The sequence below is a fragment of the Serratia sp. YC16 genome, assembly GCF_009707615.1.
Classification (GTDB): domain Bacteria; phylum Pseudomonadota; class Gammaproteobacteria; order Enterobacterales; family Enterobacteriaceae; genus Serratia; species Serratia surfactantfaciens.
Window position 1 is genome coordinate 63635 of sequence record NZ_WLYN01000008.1, and the last position, 20022, is coordinate 83656.

Here is a 20022-nt window from a genome sequence, read left to right on the forward strand (position 1 = left end):
ATAACAGCTGCGCTGTCGCAACCGTAGGGATTTTTCGGTGCGACGATAGAATTCTAGAGGGGATGATAGAGTGAATAAGTCACAACTGATCGACAAGATTGCCGCAGGTGCTGATATTTCCAAAGCGGCAGCTGGACGTGCTTTAGACGCAGTAATCGCTTCCGTTACCGACTCTCTGAAAGCAGGGGATGACGTGGCTCTGGTAGGTTTCGGTTCCTTCACCGTGCGTGAACGTTCGGCTCGTACCGGCCGTAACCCGCAGACCGGTAAAGAAATCAAGATCGCGGCAGCCAAAGTACCGGCCTTCCGTGCAGGGAAAGCGCTGAAAGACGCTGTAAACTGATTTGGCGTCTAACCGTTTAGCGTAACAGGGTTTTGTAATAAACAATCACCTGACGCAGCGGTGCTGGTAAGGTAAGATACAAGGCGCATCGGACTGATGCGCTTTTTTTATTTTTGTCGCAGGGAACGCGCCTGCACAAGGGTTGTTAATCCACATCACAGCGGAGTGTTGTCACACTATGATGGACAATTTACGCGCGGCTGCTAATCACGTCGTGCTCAAAATCATCCTGGCCCTGATCATCCTGTCATTCGTTCTGACCGGGGTGGGTAACTACCTGATCGGCGGCTCCGGCGATTATGCTGCGAAAGTAAATGGTCAGACGATCGAACGCGCTCAGCTGGAACAGGCTTTCCAGAGCGAACGCAGCCGCATGCAGCAGCAGCTGGGTGACCAGTTCTCCGCGCTGGCCGGCAACGAAGGCTACATGCAGCAGATGCGCCGTCAGGTGTTGTCCCAGTTGATCGACAACATGCTGCTCGACCAGTACGCCAAGAAGCTGGGCCTGGCGGTCAGCGACGATCAGATCAAGGACGCCATCCGCAAGGCGCCTTACTTCCAGACCAACGGCCAGTTCGATAACGCCAAATACCTCGACCTGATCGGCCGCATGGGCTACACCGCCGACAACTTCGCGCAGTCGATGCGCCAGCAGTTGGTCAATCAGCAGCTGATCCAGGCCTTCGGCGAATCCGGCTTCGTGCTGCCGTCCGAATCGCAAGCCATGGCAGCGCTGGTGCTGCAGGAGCGCGACGTGCGCCTGGCGACCATCGATCTGAAGGCGCTGCAGGCGAAACAGAGCGCCGGCGACGACGAACTGAAGGCGTATTACGATCAGAACAAAAACAGCTTCATCGCACCGGAGCAGGTGAAGGTGAGCTATATCCCGCTGGACGCCGCGTCCATGCAGGACAAGGTGAAAGTGAGCGAAGAGGACATCAGCGCTTACTACGACCAGCACAAGAGCAGCTACGGCCAGCCGGAGCGTAAAAACTACAGCGTGATCCAGCTGAAAACCGAGGCGGAAGCCAACGCGGCGCTGGATGAGCTGAAGAAGGGCGCCGATTTCGCCACCCTGGCGAAAGAAAAATCCACCGACATCATCTCACGCCGCACCGGCGGCGAGCTGGGTTGGCTGGAGCCGGAAACCACCGCCGACGAGCTGAAGCAGGCCAACCTGACCGAGAAAGGGCAGCTGTCTGGCGTAGTGAAATCCTCCGTCGGTTACCTGATCGTGCGTTTGAACGACATCGAACCTGAGAAACTGAAGCCGCTGAGCGAAGTGCACGACGCTATCGCCAAGCAGGTGCAGCAGGAGAAAGCGGTAGACGCCTATTATGCGCTGCAGCAGAAGGTGAGCGAAGCGGCGACCAGTGATAACGAATCTCTGGCCTCGGCCGAAGAAGCGGCCGGCGTGAAAGCGGCGCAAAGCGACTGGTTCACCCGCGACAACATCCCTACCGCGCTGAACTTCAAGCCGGTGGTGCAGGCGATCTTCGACGGCTCGCTGATCGGCGAGAACGGCGCGCCGGGCAGCAACTCCGACGTGATCACCGTAGACGGCGACCGCGCCTTCGTGGTGCGCGTGAGCGGCCACAAGCCGGAAGGCATTGAGCCGTTCGACCAGGTGAAAGATCGCGTAGCGGATCTGGTGAAACGCAACAAGGCAGTGCAGGAAGCGAAGCTGCAGGGCGAGAAGCTGCTGGTTGAGCTGAAGCAAGGCAAGGGCGATGAGGCGATGAAAGCCGCCGGCCTGAGCTTTGGCGCCGTGCAGAAGATGGCGCGCGCACCGGAAGACAGCCAGCTGGTGGAAAGCGTGTTCGCGCTGCCGCACCCGCAGGATGGTAAGCCGGTTTACGGCATGTCGCAGGATCGCCAGGACAACGTGGTGTTGATCGCACTCGATGCGGTGAAGCCAGGCACGCTGCCGGAAGACGAAATGAAAACCTTCGTCGGCAAGATGGAAGAGGGCGCGACCGGCGTCTCCTTCGATTCGCTGCTGGCGAGCCTGCGTAAAGAAGCCAAGATCAAAATGGGCGCCGCTGAGCAACAGCCGCAGTAATCGCCGCATTTTTCTGCAACGCAGTGCAACAAACAAAGGCCGCTTTCGCGGCCTTTTCCACATCTGGCATCCGCCGATTGCTGAATATCCCCCGCCGCGGCAAGGTAGCCGTGCTGTCACACACAAGGAGGATACAGCATGCAACCTACAGAGAAAAAAACGCTTTCCGGTTACCGTCATCACGTTGCAGCCGCGCTGACCGCGCTGTTGTTATGTCTGGCCGCAGGGCCGGCCGCCGCGGCGGAAAAAGCCGAAGCGCCGGCGCCGATGCTTTCGGCCCCGGCGAGCAACGGCGGGCAACCGGCGATAACCAAGGCGGCTGAAGAGGCGGCGGTCAGCATCAATCAGGCCACCGCCGAGCAGTTGGCCGCCGCCTTGAGCGGCGTCGGCCTGAAGAAGGCGGAAGGCATCGTGCGCTATCGCGAGCAGAATGGACCGTTCACTCAGGTGGAACAATTGCAGGAGGTACCGGGCATCGGGCCGGCGCTGTTTGAGAAGAATCGCACCCGGTTGAAAATGTGATCCCGGTCGCGGCTGCGTGGCAAAATACCGCTGAGGCCGCGCGTCCTCTGCTACATTTTACAGGTCTTACCAGTTTGGCGCATTGACCAAACGGGCGAGGGAGCCAGCGCGGCTCCCTTTTTCTGTAATCACCAGGCAGGAGCGATCGTTCCCTATGCAAACCTTTATCAAAGTTCGCGGTTATCACCTTGATGTCTATCAGCACGTCAACAACGCCCGCTATCTGGAGTTTCTGGAAGAAGCGCGCTGGGAGTGGCTGGAGAACGAGGCCGGGTTCCGCTGGATGACGGAAAACAACATCGCTTTCATCGTGGTGAACATCAATATCAACTACCGCAGCCCGGCGGTATTGGGGGATAAGCTGCGTATCGACAGCCAGATGGTACAGCTCAATGGCAAGAGCGGGGTGCTGAGCCAAAAGGTAACGCAGGATCCGGCCGGGACGGTGGTGGCCGACGCGCTGCTGACTTTCGTGTGCGTCGATCTGAAAACGCAGCGGGCGCTGCCGATTGAAGGGGAGCTGCGCGAGCACCTGGAAGCGCTCACGCCAAGATAACATTCGCAATCAACTCACCGGCGGCAGGGGCTGCCGCCGTCACTGCCTCAGGCCAGACCGGCCTTCTGTTTCAACGCCGCCATCACTTCCGCCTGGTTGGCTCGATACTGCGTCAGGCCATTGGCGCGCAGGTTGCAGGCGGCGCATTCGCCGCAGCCGTCGCCCTTGATGCCGTTGTAGCAGGTCAGCGTATCCTGGCGCACGCGATCCAGCTGGTGGTAATAATCCGCCAACGCCCAGGTTTCAGCCTTGTTCAGCCACATCAGTGGCGTTTCGAAGCGGATATCGCGGGCGATGCCCAGCACTACCGCCTGGTTCAGCGCTTTGACGAACTCGTCGCGACAGTCCGGGTAGCCGGAGAAATCGGTTTCACACACGCCGGTGATCACCGCTTCCGCTTCCACCTGGTAAGCGTAGATCGCTGCCAGCGTCAGGAACAGGATGTTGCGGCCCGGCACGAAGGTGCTCGGCAGCGCATTTTTCTGGTTGGGATCGTAGGCGGGAACCGGGATATTGTCGCGCGTCAGGCTACTGACGGCCAGCTCATTGAGCAGCGTGACGTCCAGCACCTTATGCGCTTTGGCGCCGAGAGCCACCGACAGCTCTTGAGCCACTTCAATTTCGGCGCGATGACGCTGGCCGTAATCGAACGTGACGCAGTGAACTTCGTCATATTGTTGCAATGCCTGGATCAGGCAGGTCGTAGAGTCTTGTCCACCGCTGAAAACGACAACCGCGCGCTTCATAAAATCACCTTTTTGGACTTTGGCCATTCCCGATACACATTCGGGCGGCAGAATAAAAATTGCGTTGCGGCGACAATAGTAGCAGAAAGGGCCGTCAGACGCAGGGCGGTTCGGTTCAGGCCGCTCCGTCGTCTACCGGCGGCGGCAGCCACGCCTGGCAAAAATCGAACCAGCCGTGGGCGGTCAGCGTCACGCCATGCATGCGCGGCGGCGCGCTGATCTGATACTGGTAGTGAAACAGCGGCGTGATGATGGCGGCGGCCATCAGCTGTTGATAATAGGCCTGCAGCCGCTCGAAGCGCGGTTGCTGCGCCTGCAACTGCTGGATCTGCCGCAACGTATCCTGTTGCTGCTGCCAGCGGCTTTCCGTCAGGATGCCGCGCCACAGCGTATCCTGCCGCAGCCAGCTCTCCAGCGTCGCCTCCGGCGCCTCGCCGATCAGGTTGTCCGCCAGCAGCAGGTCGGCCTGGGCGATCTGCGCCTCGCTTTGCCAGCGCTTGCCGGCATAGTAGCGCACCTCCAGCTCGCAGCCGTGCTGCGCCAGCAGCCGTTGCAGCGCGACCGTCACCGTTTCCAGCTCGACCGGCGGCCGATACAGCAGCGTCAGCCGCGCGGGCAGAGGGACGTCCTCCTCGATCCGTTGGCTGGGAATACGCCAGCCGGGCAGCATTTCATGGCTTGGGATGATCACGCTGTTGGGAATCGGCAAATGGCTCAGCAGGCCGGACTGCTGGATCAGCATCAGCAGTTTTTGCCCTTGGGCTTCGCTCAGCACGCCGTGGCGCAGGTTCAGCGCCAGGTAACACCAGCCCAGGCTCATGCTGCGCTGCACCGGCCGGGCCTGCGCCAAATCCTCTTGTTGGCCGATGGTGATACGCACCGGATGCTGGCAGCTGGTGCCGGAACCGGCGGTGGGCAAATCGGGGGTGATCCAGTATTCGATGGTGTCCAGATACGGATGCTGCAGATGGTAACCGGCGTGCTGCTCCAGCCGCACCAGCTGCGGTTCATTCAATGCCAGTTTGAACGGACCGGCGCCGATGGCGGGCAGTTCCGGGTGCGTCATCAGACAAGGCAGTTCCGCCAACCGGTGGGCCAGCCAATAGTCCGGCAGGCGCAGATCGAACTGAAGGCACAGCGGATGCGGCAAACTGATGTTGGCGACGTTGGCCAGGCTGGGTTGGCTGCGCGGGTGGTGCTGCAGTTTTTCCAGCGTTTGCAGCAGCTGTTGGCCGGTTAACAGTTCGCCGTTGTGCCAGCGCAGCTGGCTGCGCAAAAAGAAGCGCCAGCGTAGGCCGTGCTCGCCAATCTGCCAGTGGTGCGCCAGATCGGGCTGTGGTTCCGGGTTGCCGGTCATCAGGCGCGTCAGCCCGGCGTGCAGGGTCGACACCAGATGTTGTTCGGCACGGCCGGTCAGCGTAAGCGGGTCGAGCGCCTCCAGCGTGCGGTAATAGGGAATGCGCAGCGTCGGGCTGCCGGCCTGCCATTGCCCGCCGAGGTGCGGGCTGAGCAGATCCTGCAGGTGCTGCGGATCGAGCTGCGCCATCTCCAACGCCCCCTGATGGTTGCCCTGTTGCAGCAGCTGTTGCAACAGCTGGGCGCGCAACTCATCCGGGGTTTTCAGGCAGTGCAGGATGGCGCGTTTGCCGCGGCCCGGCTGCGAATGCCAGCTCAGCCAGCCCTGATCCTGCAACTGCTGCACCAGCGTGCGGGCGTGGCGTTCGCTGCAGTAGAACATCGCCGCCAGCTCGCCGATGGTCACGGCGACCGGCGCGCTGCCGAGCTGTTGGTACAGACGTTGATATTGGCTGAGACGGTGAACCAGGCGCATGAGCAGAAATCCGGAACAGTTTTCTCAAATTGTTCACTATTACTTCCGCAAATACCATCTCATACTGCACGGATTGTAATCGCGTTCACATCCAAGAGGTCTTTATGTATCGCCTGGCAGCTTTCGACATGGACGGCACGCTGTTGATGCCGGATCACCGGGTTGGCCCGGAAACGCTGGCGGTATTGAACCAGCTGGTGGAACGGGAGATGGTGGTGACGTTCGCCACCGGGCGCCACTACCTCGATGCGCAACCGATCATGGCACAGCTGGGGTTGCAGGGCTATCTGATCACCGGCAACGGCACGCGGGTGTACGACAATCGAGGTCAACAGCTGCACGCCACCGATCTGCCGGCGGCGGTCGCCGAAGAGGTATTGCATCACCATTGGCGCACCAGCGCCAGTATGCACGTGTTTCGCGACGAAGGTTGGCTGACCGAATTTCCCGTGCCGGAAGAGATGCTGCGGGCGCATCACCTGAGCGGCTTTCGTTTTCAGCTGGCCGAGGTGCGCCGCCTGCCGGCGTTCGGCAACAGCAAGGTGTGCTTTGTTGCGCCGCACGAGGAATTGCTGGCGTTACAGCTGCAGCTGCGGGCGCAGCTGGGCGGCGAGGCCGATCTGTGCTTCTCCGCCTACGACTGCCTGGAAGTGTTGCCGCTCGGCTGCAACAAGGGCGCGGCGCTGGAGCGGCTGAGCCGCCATCTGGGGCTGACGATGGCCGACTGCATGGCGTTCGGCGACGCGATGAACGACAAAGAGATGCTGGGGGCGGTGGGGCATGGCGTGGTGATGGGCAACGCCCTGCCGCAGCTGAAATCCCTGTTGCCGCAGCTGCCGGTTATCGGCCATTGCCAACAGCAGGCGGTGGCCCACTATTTACAACATTGGCTGCGTTCACCTTGCCTCACCTATTCCCCCGAAGAATGAGGTTCTCCTTACAGCCGGCCGGGTATGACTACCCGGCTTTTTTTTATCCGGAGCCTGGCGTTATAAATCCGCCAGCTGCGCCAGATAGGGTTGCAGGTCGCCGATGTTGTTGCTGACCCATTCCGGGTTGTAATAGGTATCCAGATAACGCTCGCCGCTGTCGCACAGCAGGGTGACGATCGACCCTTGCTCGCCGTTTTCCCGCATCTGTTTCGCCAACTGCAGCGCACCCCAAACGTTGGTGCCGGTAGAGGCGCCAACCTTGCGGCCGAGCACGCCTTCCAGCCAGTGAATGGTGGCGACGCTGGCGGCATCCGGCACGCGCAGCATGTTGTCGACCACCGACGGGATGAACGACGGCTCGGCGCGCGGGCGGCCGATGCCTTCGATACGGCTGCCGCAGCTGCCGATCAGGGTGCGATCGCCGTGGTGGAAGCAGTCATAGAACACCGAGTTTTCCGGATCGACCACCGTCAATTGGGTGTCGTGCCCCTGATAGCGGATGTAGCGCCCCAGCGTGGCAGAGGTGCCGCCGGTGCCGGCGCTCATCACGATGTGTTTCGGCACCGGGAAGGGCTCGCGCGCCATCTGGCGGAAGATGCTGTCGGCGATATTGTTGTTGCCGCGCCAGTCGGTGGCGCGCTCGGCGTAGGTGAACTGATCCATATAGTGGCCGTTCAGCTCTTTCGCCAGCTGTTCGGAGGCAGCGTAGATCTGGGCGGCGTGATCGACGAAATGACAGCGGCCGCCGTAAAAGGCGATCTGCTCCACCTTGCGGCGCGCGGTGCAGGACGGCATCACCGCGATGAATGGCAGGCCGATCAGACGGGCGAAGTAGGCTTCGGAGACCGCGGTGCTGCCGGAAGAGGCCTCGATGATGGTGGTGTTCTCGGTGATCCAGCCGTTGCACAGGCCATAAAGGAACAGCGAGCGCGCCAGGCGGTGTTTCAGGCTACCGGTCGGGTGGGTGCTCTCATCTTTCAGGTACAGGCAGATGCCGGGAAACGCCGGCAGGTTCAGGCGAATCAGGTGCGTATCGGCGGAGCGCTGAAAATCCGCTTCTATTTCACCGATAGCATATTTTACCCAAGAGTTTGTCATGATTTGGCCTCAGAATAGGGGGCTGATTTATGGCGTAGCATAGCCTGTCGGCAGGAAAAAAGGATTGCCATTTTCCCTGTTTAATCGCCTAATGGGAGAAAATTTTTCTCCAGGTAGCCGCTATGTTAGATAAAACAGACCGTAAGCTGCTGTGCATGCTGCAGCAAGATTGCACCCAGTCGCTGCAGGCGCTGGCCGATGCGGTCAATTTGACCTCTACGCCATGCTGGAAGCGCCTGAAGCGTCTGGAAGACGAAGGCTATATCCGCGGCCGGGTGGCCTTGCTGGATAATGAAAAGCTCGGCCTGGGGTTGACGGCGTTCGTGCTGATCAAGACCCAGCAGCACAGCAGCGAGTGGTATCAGGCGTTTGTGCAGTTGACCAGCCAGATGCCCGAGGTACTGGCGTTCTACCGGATGGCAGGAGAGTACGACTACCTGATGCAGGTCGAAGTGGCGGACATGAAAAGCTACGACGGCTTTTATAAGCGCCTGGTGAACGGCGTACCAGGCCTTATTGACGTCACCTCGAGCTTTGCCATGGAAAAAATCAAATACACCACTGCGCTGCCGGTGCCGGAGTGAAAAGTTAACCGGACGGGCGGCTCAACGGTGGTATCCTGCTCCGCTAAAGCAGAAAAAGAGACAAATCCCATAAAACCCTGGAATCAAACTGCGTGAGATTATTTGCACAAATCGGCTGGTACTTCCGCCGGGAGTGGCGCCGCTACCTGGGCGCGGTGGTATTGCTGATCGTCATCGCCATCCTGCAACTGCTGCCGCCTAAGCTGGTCGGCATTATCGTGGACGGCGTCACCGGAAAACAGATGTCTACCGGCGTGCTGATGGCCTGGCTTGGGCTGATGATCGGCACTGCGATCGTCGTTTACCTGCTGCGCTATGTGTGGCGGGTGCTGCTGTTCGGCGCCTCCTACCAGCTGGCGGTCGAGCTGCGGGAAAACTTTTACCGCCAGCTCAGCCGGCAAAACCCGGCGTTTTACCTGCGCCACCGCACCGGCGATCTGATGGCGCGGGCCACCAACGACGTGGACCGCGTGGTGTTCGCCGCCGGTGAAGGCGTGCTGACGCTGGTGGATTCGCTGGTGATGGGATTGGTGGTGCTGGTGGTGATGAGCACCCAAATCAGCTGGCAGCTGACGCTGCTGGCGTTGATCCCAATGCCGCTGATGGCGATCGCCATCAAATATTACGGCGACCAGCTGCACCAGCGTTTTAAATCGGCGCAGGCGGCGTTTTCCAGCCTGAACGATCAGGCGCAGGAAAGCATGACCAGCATCCGCATGATCAAGGCCTTCGGGCTGGAAGATCACCAATCCAACCGTTTCGCCGAGGTGGCGGCGCAGACCGGCGCCAAAAACATGCACGTGGCGCGGGTGGATGCGCGCTTCGATCCGACCATTTATATCGCCATCGGCGCCTCCAATCTGCTGGCCATCGGCGGCGGCAGCTGGATGGTGGTGAACGGTTCGCTGACGCTCGGGCAACTGACCAGCTTTGTGATGTACCTCGGCCTGATGATCTGGCCGATGTTGGCGCTGGCCTGGATGTTCAACATTGTCGAGCGCGGCAGCGCGGCCTACGGCCGTATCCGCAGCCTGCTCGACGAGGCGCCGGCGGTGCAGGACGGCCCGCAGGCGTTGCCGGCCGGGCGCGGCGTGCTGGAGGTGGATATCCGCGCGTTCCACTATCCGGAAAATCTGCACTCGGCGCTGCATGACGTGGCGCTGACGCTGAAACCGGGGCAGATGCTGGGGCTGTGCGGGCCGACCGGGGCCGGCAAGTCGACGCTGCTGTCGCTGATCCAGCGTCAGTTCGACGTCGATGAAGGGCAGATCCGCTATCACGGTCTGCCGCTGCTGCAGGTCAAACTCGACGATTGGCGTTCACGGCTGTCGGTAGTGAGCCAGACGCCGTTCCTGTTCTCCGATACCGTGGCGAACAATATCGCGCTGGGCCAGCCGGGGGCGACGCAGGCGCAGATCGAACAGGCGGCGCGGCTGGCCAGCGTCCATGAGGACATTCTGCGGTTGCCGCAGGGCTATGACACCGAAGTTGGCGAACGCGGCGTGATGCTGTCGGGCGGGCAGAAACAGCGCATCTCCATCGCGCGCGCGCTGCTGCTGGATGCGGAAATCCTGATCCTCGACGACGCGCTGTCGGCGGTGGACGGCCGTACCGAACATCAGATCCTGCACAACCTGCGCAGCTGGGGACAGGATCGCACGGTGATCATCAGTGCGCACCGGCTGTCGGCATTGACCGAAGCCAGCGAGATCCTGGTGATGCAGCACGGCGGCGTGGCGCAGCGCGGCGATCCGGCGTCGCTGGCTGCGCAGCCGGGCTGGTATCGCGATATGTACCGTTATCAGCAGTTGGAAGCGGCGCTGGACGAAGCGCCGGAAAACGGTGAGGAGGCGTTGGCCGATGAATAAAGTGCAAAAGCTGTGGCCGACGCTGAAGCGGCTGCTGGCCTATGGCTCGCCGTACCGCAAACCGCTGGGGCTGGCGGTGCTGATGCTGTGGGTGGCGGCGGCGGCGGAAGTCGCCGGGCCGATCCTGGTGAGTTATTTTATCGATAACTACGTTGCCAAAGGGCAACTGCCGATGATGATCGTCGGCGGTCTGGCGGCGGCTTATATTCTCCTGGAGCTGTTGGCGGCGGCGCTGCACTACTTTCAGGCGCTGCTGTTCAACCGGGCGGCGGTGGGCGTGGTGCAACGGCTGCGCACCGACGTGATGGACGCTGCGCTGCGCCAGCCGCTCAGCGCTTTCGACACGCAACCGGTCGGTCAATTGATCTCGCGCGTTACCAATGACACCGAAGTGATCAAGGATCTGTACGTGATGGTGGTCTCCACCGTACTGAAAAGCGCCGCGTTGATCGGCACCATGCTGGTGGCGATGTTCAGCCTCGACTGGCGCATGGCGCTGGTGGCCATCTGCATCTTCCCTGCGGTGTTTGTGGTGATGGGCATCTATCAATACTACAGCACGCCGATCGTGCGCCGGGTACGCAGTTATCTGGCGGACATCAACGATGGCTTCAACGAAGTGATCAACGGCATGGGCGTGATTCAGCAGTTCCGCCAGCAGGTGCGCTTCGGCGAGCGCATGAGCGCCGCCAGCCAGTCGCACTACCTCGCGCGCATGCAGACTCTGCGGCTCGACGGTTTCCTGTTGCGGCCGCTGCTCAGCCTGTTTTCGGCGCTGGTGCTGTGCGGCTTGCTGATGTTGTTCGGCTTCAGCGGTGAAGGCGTGATTGGCGTCGGCGTACTCTACGCTTTCATCAACTACCTGGGGCGCTTGAACGAACCGCTGATCGAGCTGACGTCACAGCAGTCGATTCTGCAGCAAGCGGTGGTGGCCGGCGAACGTATTTTCGAACTGATGGATCGCAGCCAGCAGAGTTACGGCGCCGACGATCGCCCGTTGGCCGGCGGGCGTATCGACATCACCGACCTGAGCTTCGCCTACCGTGCGGACAAAAAGGTGCTGCAGCATATTTCGCTGGCGGTGCCTTCGCGCGGCTTTGTGGCGCTGGTCGGTCACACCGGCAGCGGCAAGAGCACGCTGGCCAACCTGCTGATGGGTTATTACCCGGTCAGCGAGGGGGAAGTGCGCCTCGACGGTCGCCCGCTTGCCAGCCTGTCGCATCGTACGCTGCGCCAGGGCGTGGCGATGGTGCAACAGGATCCGGTGGTGATCGCCGATTCGGTGCTGGCCAACGTGACGCTGGGGCGCAACATCGATGAAGAGGCCGTTTGGCGGGCGCTGGAAACGGTGCAACTGGCGGATCTGGTCCGCGGCTTCCCGCAGGGGATCCATACCCGACTGGGGGAACAGGGCAATAACCTGTCGGTCGGGCAGAAACAGCTGCTGGCGATGGCGCGAGTATTGGTGCAGGCGCCGCAGATCCTGATCCTCGATGAGGCGACCGCCAATATTGACTCGGGCACTGAACAGGCGATTCAGCGGGCGCTGCGCGTGATCCGCGAGCACACTACGCTGGTGGTGATCGCCCACCGGCTGTCGACCATCGTCGACGCCGATTCCATTCTGGTGCTGCATCGCGGCCAGGCGGTGGAGCAGGGCAACCATCAGCAGCTGCTGGCGCAACAGGGACGCTACTACCAGATGTACCAACTGCAGCTGGCGGGCGAGCAGCTGGCGGAAGCGGTGCGTGAGGAGAGCCAACCCGCCTGAACATGGGCCGCGATCGCGGCCCATCTTTCTTCCTAACGCACCACCAGCAGGCAACTCGCCAGCGCCATGCCCTCTTTCTGCACTTTTTCGACGCGATGCGCACCAAATCAGTGCGCATTATTTAACCCATTCAAGGTATCGGTGCCGCGCTGCGTCGCGGCGGCACCCGCCTGCCCGCTAATCTGCTGAATCGCCATGGAAAATTAAATTTGGCACAGCCCTTGCTACATATGACGCGTACCAGGGGTGAGTTTGGGCTTAATTCGTGGAGGGGCAATATGAAGCTGGTGACCGTGGTAATCAAACCGTTCAAGTTGGAGGACGTGCGCGAGGCCCTGTCCTCCGTGGGCATTCAAGGGTTGACCGTAACCGAAGTGAAGGGCTTTGGCCGCCAGAAGGGGCATGCCGAGCTGTATCGCGGCGCCGAATATAACGTCAACTTCCTGCCCAAGGTCAAAATCGATATCGCCATCGCCGACGATCAGTTGGATGAAGTGGTTGATGTGATTAGCAAAGCCGCCTACACCGGCAAAATCGGCGACGGCAAAATTTTCGTTGCCGAGTTGCAACGCGTGATCCGCATTCGCACTGGCGAAACCGACGAATCGGCACTGTAACCGCGAACTCAGTTAAGTAATGGGGATGGATTGATAATGAAAAGACTGTTATCCATGTTGGGCCTGAGTTCGGTAACCCTGGTTCCTTCTTTGGCTCTGGCCGCCCCGGCGGTCGCCGATAAGGCCGACAACGCCTTTATGATGATCTGCACCGCGTTGGTGCTGTTCATGACGCTGCCGGGCATCGCGCTGTTTTACGGCGGCCTGCTGCGCGGCAAAAACGTGCTGTCGATGCTGACGCAGGTCACCGTTACCTTTGCGCTGGTCTGCGTGCTGTGGGTGCTGTATGGCTACAGCCTGGCGTTCAGCGAGGGCAATGCGGTGTTCGGCGGGTTCGAAACCGCGATGCTGAAAGGCATCGGCATCGACAGCGTTACCGGCAGCATCAGCCAGATGATCCACGTCGCCTTCCAGGCCTCCTTCGCCTGCATTACCGTGGCGCTGGTGGTGGGGGGCTTCGCCGAGCGCATTCGCTTCTCGGCGGTGCTGATCTTCGCGATTGTGTGGTTCACCCTGTCTTATCTGCCGATCGCGCACATGGTGTGGGGCGGCGGCTACCTGGCCACCGACGGTGCATTGGACTTCGCCGGCGGCACCGTGGTGCACATTAACGCCGCCAGCGCCGGGCTGATCGGTGCCTACCTGATCGGCAAACGCGCCGGCTTCGGTAAAGAGGCGTTCAAACCGCACAACCTGCCGATGGTGTTTACCGGGGCGTCCATCCTGTATATCGGCTGGTTCGGCTTCAACGCCGGCTCCGCCAGTGCGGCTAACGGCATTGCGGCGCTGGCGTTCCTCAACACCGTCGTCGCCACCGCAGGCGCCATTCTGTCCTGGACCTTCGCCGAGTGGGTGTTGCGCGGCAAGCCTTCGCTGCTGGGCGCCTGCTCCGGTATGATCGCCGGACTGGTTGCGGTGACGCCGGCGGCGGGCACCGTGGGCGTGGGCGGGGCGTTGATCATCGGCCTGGTGGGCGGCGTCGCCGGCCTGTGGGGCGTGGTGACGCTGAAGAAATGGCTGAAGGTGGACGACACCTGCGACGTGTTCGGCGTGCACGGGGTGTGCGGAATCGTCGGCTGCCTGCTGACCGGCGTGTTCACCGCCTCTTCGCTGGGCGGCACCGGCTATGCCGAAGGGGTGACGATGGGCCATCAGGTCTGGATCCAGCTGGTGAGCGTGCTGATCACGTTGGTGTGGTCGAGCGTCGCCGCCTTTATCGCCTTCAAGATAGCGGGCGCCATGGTGGGGTTGAGAGTACCGGAAGAGCAGGAACGCGAAGGACTGGACGTCAACAGCCACGGCGAGAGCGCCTACAACCAGTAAGACTCGAAGCAGGGCAGTGCGCTAAACAGTAAAATAATGATGAAGCAAAAAGGGGCGATGGAAACATCGCCCCTTTCTTTATGTCATGTCGCGGTTCAAGCGTCGCGCTGGCGAATTACCCCTTCCTGCACGGTAGTGGCGACCAGCACGCCGTCGCGGGTGTAGATCTGGCCGCGCACGAAACCGCGTGCGCCGGAAGCGGAAGAGCTCTCCACCGCATACAGCAGCCAGTCATCCATGCGGAACGGACGGTGGAACCACATCGAGTGATCGATAGTAGCAACCTGCATTCCCGGCTCGAGGAAGCCGACGCCGTGCGGCTGCAGCGCCGTCGGCAGGAAGTTAAAGTCCGACGCGTAGCCCAGCAGGTATTGGTGGATGCGTTGATCGTCCGGCATGCTGCCGTTGGCGCGGAACCACACGTAGCGATGCGGTTCCTCCACGCTGCCTTTCAACGGGTTGTGGAATTTTACCGGGCGCATTTCAAGCGGCTTCTGGCCGATAAATTTATCGCGCACTTTTTCCGGCAGCATATGCGCCAGCTTCTGGGCGATCTCTGATTCGGACAGCAGCCCTTCCGGCGGCGGCACGTCCGGCATCTGGTTCTGGTGTTCGAAACCTTCTTCCGGGCTCTGGAAGGAGGCGGTCATATAGAAGATGGGTTTGCCGTGCTGAATGGCGCTGACGCGGCGTGCGCTGAAGCTGTTGCCGTCGCGCAGGGTTTCCACGTCGTAGACGATCGGCCTGCTGCTGTCGCCCGGACGCAGGAAGTAGCTGTGGAACGAATGCACGCTGCGCTCATCCGGCACCGTCTGTTTGGCGGCGTAGAGCGCCTGGCCAACCACCTGCCCGCCGAACACCTGGCGCAACCCCAGATCTTCACTCTGGCCGCGGAACAGCCCTTCTTCGATTTTCTCCAGATCCAGCAGATCGAGGAGGTTTTGCAATGCCTGGCTCATAAAATTGTTACCTTTCTAATAATCATTTTGTTCAGTGTGCGGAATATCACGGCGCGGCGTCAACATCCGGCGTTAAAGCGGTGATGAGAATGCTCTTAATAGTGAGCGTTTTCGGCGGGCTAAGTGATTAATAGGTGGGGCAAAGTGGATTTATCAGTGTTTTGTGCTAAGTTTAATGGGTGCGGTGGTTAAAGCCACCAACATGTTGATAATAAAAAAGGAGACCGATCCATGAAACTCTGGCAAATCGTAGGCGGTGCCGCGGCACTGACGATCACGCTGGCAGGATGCGCGCAAAAGAATGCTGATGTGCCTACACCGACGGCCGGCAACCCGGCGGCTGCGCAAACGCAGATTCAGGGCCCGGCGGTGACAGGTTCGGTTAATATACGTCAGCGCATTGCGCTGCCGCCGGACGCCGTACTGACGGTCACCCTCTCTGACGCCTCGCTGGCGGATGCGCCGTCTAAAGTGATTGCACAGCGCGCGGTACGCACTGAAGGGCAACAGGCGCCGTTCAGCTTTACGCTGCCGTATAACCCGTCTGACATTCAACCGAATGCGCGCATCATTCTGAGCGCAGCGGTGACGGTCAACGGGCGACTGATGTTTATTACCGACACCATCCAGGAAGTGGTCAATCGCAACGGCACCCGTGCCGATCTGTTGCTGGTTCCGGTTCAGGGTGTGCCGATTCAGGCTGCGCCAACCGCCATGCAGTAATCTTACTGCAGTACAGCAAGATGAAATCAACAGCCTTTGCGCTTTGGCCAAAGGCTGTTTTGTTTTACCAGCGCCAGCCGTAGCGATCGAAATCGACCGTGCTGTGCGGGCCGAAAATGATGCCCTCCGCCAGCAAGGCCTGCCGCTGCCGTTGAAAATCCTCCCCCTGCTGCGAGATCTGGCCGTGGCGGTTGATCACCCGGTGCCAGGGCAGGGTGCTGCCTTCCGGCAAACGGCGCAGTACGCCGCCGACCTGACGCGCGGCGCGCGGTGAACCGGCCAGCCGGGCGACTTCGCCGTAGGTGGTGACTTTGCCGTAAGGAATGGCGGCCACGATATGGAATACCCGCTGGCTGAAAGAGGCGTCTTCTGGTTGCATGTTGCTGTTCCTGCGCGAATCAAAATCCAGGCGAAGAGTGTGCCACAATGCAGGTGGGCAAGAAAACAGCGGTTGGCCCCGGTTGGCTTGCTATTTGGTGGGGCATCGCCGATAATGCCCACCGCTTCGGAGTACAGAAGCCGTCAATGGGGGCCCTGTTGGTTCTCCCGCAACACTAACTTGTGAACTCGGTCAGGTCCGGAAGGAAGCAGCCGCAGCAGGTGACGTGTGTGCCGGGATGTAGCTGGCAGGGCCCCCACCCATTTGAGCTTCTGCTCGTTGTCTGTTCCTCGTGAATCGCTTCATTTCTCCATGCCCTTTTCCGCCTGGCAGTGAGCGTGCGTTACTTTCCGCCGTTGCCTCCGGCACTTTCCAGATAATGAATGAGTGGCTATTAGGCGAGAGCATATTGGGGCACAGTGACATAACACGCCCTATTTAAAAGAAAATTGTTTCTATTCATTATTACTGGCGAGCGGGAACGTAAATGACATTTTGTTGTCAATAGGAAAAATACGTATTCAGTTTTGACATTGAGGCCGATAAAGGCATCGGCTCAACGCGTTGGGGGCTGATTATCTGACATATTTCCAAACGGAGGTGGGGATTTTGTCATACAGTTTGTTCATGGTGAGCTCTGCCAGACGGTGATCGGCGGCTGAGTAAAACAGCTCCAGTTCATCATCGGAAAGCTCGTACTTATTTTTCTCGATAACACGTTCGAGAGTATCAATCGTGGTGCATTTACGTAAACGCATCAGATAGTCGGTTTTAGTCATGATGGCCTTTTAGTTTAATAACCGTAAAATAGCTCGGGAATAATTATCCCCTAAGTTTTCATTGTCGTACAGATGTCCTCTCCTGAGAACATTCTGAATAATCTCGCCTTGGTTTTTTGCCAACGGCGCAGGTCGGAATCATTGATACCGTAGCTGCTGAACAACGTATAGGTATCGTCGAGATATTCTTCGACTAACTCCGACAGGTCGGATTCGTCCATGTATTTAATTTTATAGCTCATCACAAACGAAGCGATATGTTCAATCAACTCATTCAGCTGCAGGTTGACGGAAGATGTCGGATCGTTAACCCAGCCATGGTGACTGTCTCCCAGGGTGGCGATACCTTCATCATACAAATTTTCGCACAAGAATTTGAGCTGAGCAATATCGTGTCGCTTAGGCGAATACTCATCCATATCATCCCCTCCGTAAGTCTTAATTGCGGTGTGATAACACTATGTGAGTAAGCTGATTTACATCATGAACGGAGGCAGCTTAACGGTGGTTAAATAAACTTCCCGTAAAATTAATATAAATCATTTTTTCGCGTTTGGCCTGCAGTTATTACGTAAACTTACAATTCATCCGCAGTTGATGGCCGTGAGTTATCAATGATGTCGAAGATTAAACCCCACTCTGTCACACAGAACCGGACGCTATCGCTGAGAGTGTCTTCGCTGTTGATATCCAGGCAGGCATTAAAAATTCCCCACTTATAGCGATAACGCATTGAATAATCGCTCTCGCTTTGTCGCACTATATCAAGTATTTCTAATGAATCTTCGGCGTAACGTGCGCTTTCGGAATAAAAATCGAGTCCGCTGGTCAGCGCAGGTACTAACTCCGCAATATTGTCATTAATCACTTTCTTTAATTCTTTAACAGAAAGTGCGTTGACGTCCAGGTTACAGGCAAGGGTAACACGCATTAATCTTGGCCAACAGCAATGTTATCCGCTTATCTTACTCCTTTTCTGCTCTCGTCGGTAAAATTTTCGATTTACTTCGGTTTTTTACCTTAAAACAACATTTGCGCAGAATGGGAATATCCCTGTTTTTGATATGGATGACAGTGGCGGAGGGCGGTGTCTCGTCGGTTGTTACGTTCCGTTGCATTAATGGGCACGGTAGGACTTGAGGCGTTACGGTGATTGTGATGTTATATTATAACTATTAACTCACCTTGCTGGCCACGACATTGACCCCCACTTCGCAAGATGACGCCGCGCCGTCACTGAATTCACTGTTTACCACTTCCGCTGCTGTGCGTTGTGCGGGTGCCGCTGTTTTATTGGCTCTGTTGTGGCTCGGCATTTTTTGGGCGGTATCGCTGCCATGATCACATTACGCCAACTGGCGATAGGTTATGGCACTACGCCGCTTTTCCCGCCGCTGAACGGGCAGTTTAGCGCCGGTTCGTTAACCGCGGTGGTGGGCGTCAACGGGGCCGGGAAGTCGACGTTGCTGAAAACCCTCGCCGGTTTGTTACCGCCGTTGGCGGGCTGCCTGAGTTTTAACGATGCAAAGCCGCCGCGCAGGGCTTATTTACCGCAGCAGGTGGAACTGGATCGGCAATTTCCGATAGCGGTGAGCGATCTGGTGGCGATGGGCTGTTGGTCGCAAAGCGGCATGTTCGGCGGCATGAACAAGCGCGCCGCGAGTCTGGTTAATGAGGCGTTGGCGAACGTCGGCATGAGTGCGCTGGCGCACAGCCCGGTGGGCGAGCTGTCTGGCGGCCAGTTGCAGCGGGTGCTGTTTGCGCGTCTGCTGGTGCAGCAGGCGCCGTTGATCCTGCTGGATGAGCCTTTTACCGGCATCGACAGCGCCACCACGCAGATCCTGCTGCAGGCGATTGCGCAATTGCACCGGCAGGGGAGAACGGTAATCGCCGTTCTGCACGATATGTCGATGGTTGCCGAGCATTTTCCGCAGGTGCTGTTGCTGACCCCGCAGGCGTGCCATTGGGGCGCGGCCGAGCGCGTGCTGGAACAGGTGCCGCGCTATCAGGCCGCCGAACGGCAGCCGGGTCTGCGGGCGGTGGCGCCATGATGCTGTTGCATGGGCTTATCGATCCTTTCCTCTCTTTCGGTTTTATGCGCCGCGCGCTGATGGCGTGCCTGGCGCTGTCGCTCAGCGCAGCCCCGCTGGGGGTGTTTCTGCTGTTGCGCCGCATGAGCCTGGTGGGGGATGCGTTGTCCCACGCGGTGTTGCCTGGCGCGGCGATCGGTTATCTGATTTCCGGCATGTCGCTGGTGGCGATGGGCGTGGGCGGTTTTATCGCCGGGCTGGCGGTGGCGATGCTGTCCGGCCTGGTGAGCCGCCGCACGCCGCTGAAAGAGGACGCCAGTTTCGCCGGGTTCTATTTGGGGTCGCTGGCGCTCGGGGTCACGCTGGTCTCGCTGCGCGGTTCCAGCGTGGATCTGCTACACGTGCTGTTTGGTTCGATCCTGGCGGTGGATGCGCAGGCGATGCTGATGGTCGGCGCGATCGCCACGGTTTCGCTGCTGGCGTTGGCGGCGCTGTACCGCGCGTTAGTGATCGAATCTTTTGACGTCACCTTTCTGCGCGTCAACGCGCCGCGCCGGTTAGCGTTGATCCACGGCCTGTTTTTGGCGCTGGTGGTGGTCAATCTGGTGGCGGGGTTCCAGATCCTCGGTACCCTGATGTCGGTCGGTCTGATGATGCTGCCCGCCGCCAGCGCGCGCTTCTGGGCGCGCAACCTGCCGCAGACGCTGGCGGCGGCGATGGGCATCGGCGCGCTTTCCAGCCTGATTGGGCTGGTGTGGTCCTATTACGCTTCGCTGCCCGCCGGCCCGGCGATCGTGCTCAGCGCCAGCGTCATCTTTTTCGTTTCGATCCTGTTTGGAACGCGCGGCGGCATTTACGCCTTCGCGCGCCGTTGAGAAGTGCCATTTGCAAGGAGAAAG

21 protein-coding genes and 1 other RNA gene are annotated in these 20022 nt (G+C 59.5%); 14 read left to right on the forward strand and 8 right to left on the reverse strand.

Annotated features, from left to right (window positions below; translation table 11 throughout):
• Window positions 1–70: 70 nt before the first annotated feature.
• The 4 genes from hupB (at window position 71) to GKN89_RS19435 (ending at window position 3483) form a co-directional block, all read left to right on the forward strand.
• Window positions 71–343, forward strand: a complete 273-nt coding sequence (gene hupB, locus GKN89_RS19420; protein ID WP_004940351.1) for a nucleoid-associated protein HU-beta — start codon at window positions 71–73, stop codon at window positions 341–343.
• A gap of 178 nt (window positions 344–521) precedes the next feature.
• Window positions 522–2405: a peptidylprolyl isomerase gene (gene ppiD / locus GKN89_RS19425; RefSeq protein ID WP_063918843.1), complete on the forward strand. Its 1884-nt coding sequence runs from the start codon at window positions 522–524 to the stop codon at window positions 2403–2405.
• A 138-nt stretch (window positions 2406–2543) separates the two neighbouring features.
• Window positions 2544–2927: a helix-hairpin-helix domain-containing protein gene (locus GKN89_RS19430; protein ID WP_019454187.1), complete on the forward strand. Its 384-nt coding sequence runs from the start codon at window positions 2544–2546 to the stop codon at window positions 2925–2927.
• 154 nt (window positions 2928–3081) lie between these two features.
• Window positions 3082–3483: a thioesterase family protein gene (locus GKN89_RS19435; RefSeq protein WP_019454186.1), complete on the forward strand. Its 402-nt coding sequence runs from the start codon at window positions 3082–3084 to the stop codon at window positions 3481–3483.
• 47 nt (window positions 3484–3530) lie between these two features.
• Here GKN89_RS19435 and queC read toward each other — a convergent pair whose 3' ends face one another.
• Both queC and GKN89_RS19445 read right to left on the reverse strand, forming a co-directional pair.
• Window positions 3531–4229, reverse strand: coding sequence for a 7-cyano-7-deazaguanine synthase QueC (gene queC / locus GKN89_RS19440; RefSeq protein WP_063919579.1), 699 nt, complete (start codon window positions 4227–4229; stop codon window positions 3531–3533).
• A 115-nt stretch (window positions 4230–4344) separates the two neighbouring features.
• Entirely contained in the window at window positions 4345–6060 is a 1716-nt protein-coding gene (locus GKN89_RS19445; RefSeq protein WP_154747583.1) for an SgrR family transcriptional regulator, read from the reverse strand.
• Between the two features lie 104 nt (window positions 6061–6164).
• Between GKN89_RS19445 and cof the strand changes: the two genes are divergently transcribed.
• Window positions 6165–6989 carry an HMP-PP phosphatase gene (gene cof, locus GKN89_RS19450; RefSeq protein WP_019454183.1) on the forward strand — a complete coding sequence of 275 codons (825 nt, stop codon included), beginning with the start codon at window positions 6165–6167 and terminating at the stop codon, window positions 6987–6989.
• Between the two features lie 60 nt (window positions 6990–7049).
• On the opposite strand, the gene GKN89_RS19455 is transcribed toward cof, so the two are convergent.
• Window positions 7050–8090, reverse strand: coding sequence for a PLP-dependent cysteine synthase family protein (locus tag GKN89_RS19455; protein ID WP_015376851.1), 1041 nt, complete (start codon window positions 8088–8090; stop codon window positions 7050–7052).
• 122 nt (window positions 8091–8212) lie between these two features.
• Between GKN89_RS19455 and GKN89_RS19460 the strand changes: the two genes are divergently transcribed.
• The 5 genes from GKN89_RS19460 (at window position 8213) to amtB (ending at window position 14253) form a co-directional block, all read left to right on the forward strand.
• Entirely contained in the window at window positions 8213–8674 is a 462-nt protein-coding gene (locus GKN89_RS19460) for an Lrp/AsnC family transcriptional regulator (protein WP_004940330.1), read from the forward strand.
• Between the two features lie 92 nt (window positions 8675–8766).
• Complete coding sequence (smdA, locus tag GKN89_RS19465; protein WP_370520244.1) at window positions 8767–10542, forward strand: multidrug efflux ABC transporter permease/ATP-binding subunit SmdA; 1776 nt, start codon at window positions 8767–8769, stop codon at window positions 10540–10542.
• A complete protein-coding gene (smdB, locus tag GKN89_RS19470; RefSeq protein WP_019454180.1) occupies window positions 10535–12313 on the forward strand; it encodes a multidrug efflux ABC transporter permease/ATP-binding subunit SmdB in 1779 nt (592 codons plus the stop codon). The genes smdA and smdB overlap by 8 nt, the downstream gene beginning before the upstream one ends.
• A gap of 278 nt (window positions 12314–12591) precedes the next feature.
• A complete protein-coding gene (glnK, locus tag GKN89_RS19475; protein WP_004940327.1) occupies window positions 12592–12930 on the forward strand; it encodes a P-II family nitrogen regulator in 339 nt (112 codons plus the stop codon).
• Between the two features lie 36 nt (window positions 12931–12966).
• The gene (amtB, locus tag GKN89_RS19480; RefSeq protein WP_019454179.1) at window positions 12967–14253 is read left to right on the forward strand and encodes an ammonium transporter AmtB; all 1287 of its coding nucleotides are present in this window, start codon (window positions 12967–12969) and stop codon (window positions 14251–14253) included.
• Between the two features lie 95 nt (window positions 14254–14348).
• On the opposite strand, the gene tesB is transcribed toward amtB, so the two are convergent.
• Complete coding sequence (tesB, locus tag GKN89_RS19485) at window positions 14349–15212, reverse strand: acyl-CoA thioesterase II (protein ID WP_154747585.1); 864 nt, start codon at window positions 15210–15212, stop codon at window positions 14349–14351.
• A gap of 231 nt (window positions 15213–15443) precedes the next feature.
• Between tesB and GKN89_RS19490 the strand changes: the two genes are divergently transcribed.
• Window positions 15444–15935, forward strand: a complete 492-nt coding sequence (locus tag GKN89_RS19490; protein WP_154747586.1) for a YbaY family lipoprotein — start codon at window positions 15444–15446, stop codon at window positions 15933–15935.
• Between the two features lie 64 nt (window positions 15936–15999).
• Here GKN89_RS19490 and GKN89_RS19495 read toward each other — a convergent pair whose 3' ends face one another.
• Window positions 16000–16314: an MGMT family protein gene (locus tag GKN89_RS19495; protein WP_033642088.1), complete on the reverse strand. Its 315-nt coding sequence runs from the start codon at window positions 16312–16314 to the stop codon at window positions 16000–16002.
• A gap of 156 nt (window positions 16315–16470) precedes the next feature.
• On the opposite strand from GKN89_RS19495, the gene ffs reads away from it, so the two are divergent.
• Window positions 16471–16567, forward strand: an RNA gene (gene ffs / locus GKN89_RS19500) — signal recognition particle sRNA small type.
• A 322-nt stretch (window positions 16568–16889) separates the two neighbouring features.
• Here the strand turns inward: ffs and GKN89_RS19505 are convergent.
• The 3 genes from GKN89_RS19505 to GKN89_RS19515 form a co-directional block, all read right to left on the reverse strand.
• Window positions 16890–17093, reverse strand: coding sequence for an HHA domain-containing protein (locus tag GKN89_RS19505; RefSeq protein ID WP_004940313.1), 204 nt, complete (start codon window positions 17091–17093; stop codon window positions 16890–16892).
• Window positions 17094–17143: 50 nt separating this feature from the next.
• Window positions 17144–17512 carry an Hha toxicity modulator TomB gene (gene tomB / locus GKN89_RS19510; RefSeq protein ID WP_004940312.1) on the reverse strand — a complete coding sequence of 123 codons (369 nt, stop codon included), beginning with the start codon at window positions 17510–17512 and terminating at the stop codon, window positions 17144–17146.
• Between the two features lie 158 nt (window positions 17513–17670).
• A complete protein-coding gene (locus GKN89_RS19515) occupies window positions 17671–18024 on the reverse strand; it encodes a hypothetical protein (RefSeq protein WP_154747587.1) in 354 nt (117 codons plus the stop codon).
• Window positions 18025–18430: 406 nt separating this feature from the next.
• Here GKN89_RS19515 and GKN89_RS19520 point away from each other — a divergent pair, with 406 nt between their 5' ends.
• Entirely contained in the window at window positions 18431–19144 is a 714-nt protein-coding gene (locus GKN89_RS19520) for a metal ABC transporter ATP-binding protein (RefSeq protein WP_154747588.1), read from the forward strand.
• Entirely contained in the window at window positions 19141–19998 is an 858-nt protein-coding gene (locus GKN89_RS19525) for a metal ABC transporter permease (RefSeq protein ID WP_019454174.1), read from the forward strand. Before GKN89_RS19520 ends, GKN89_RS19525 begins: the two co-directional genes overlap by 4 nt.
• The last annotated feature ends 24 nt before the right edge of the window (window positions 19999–20022 follow it).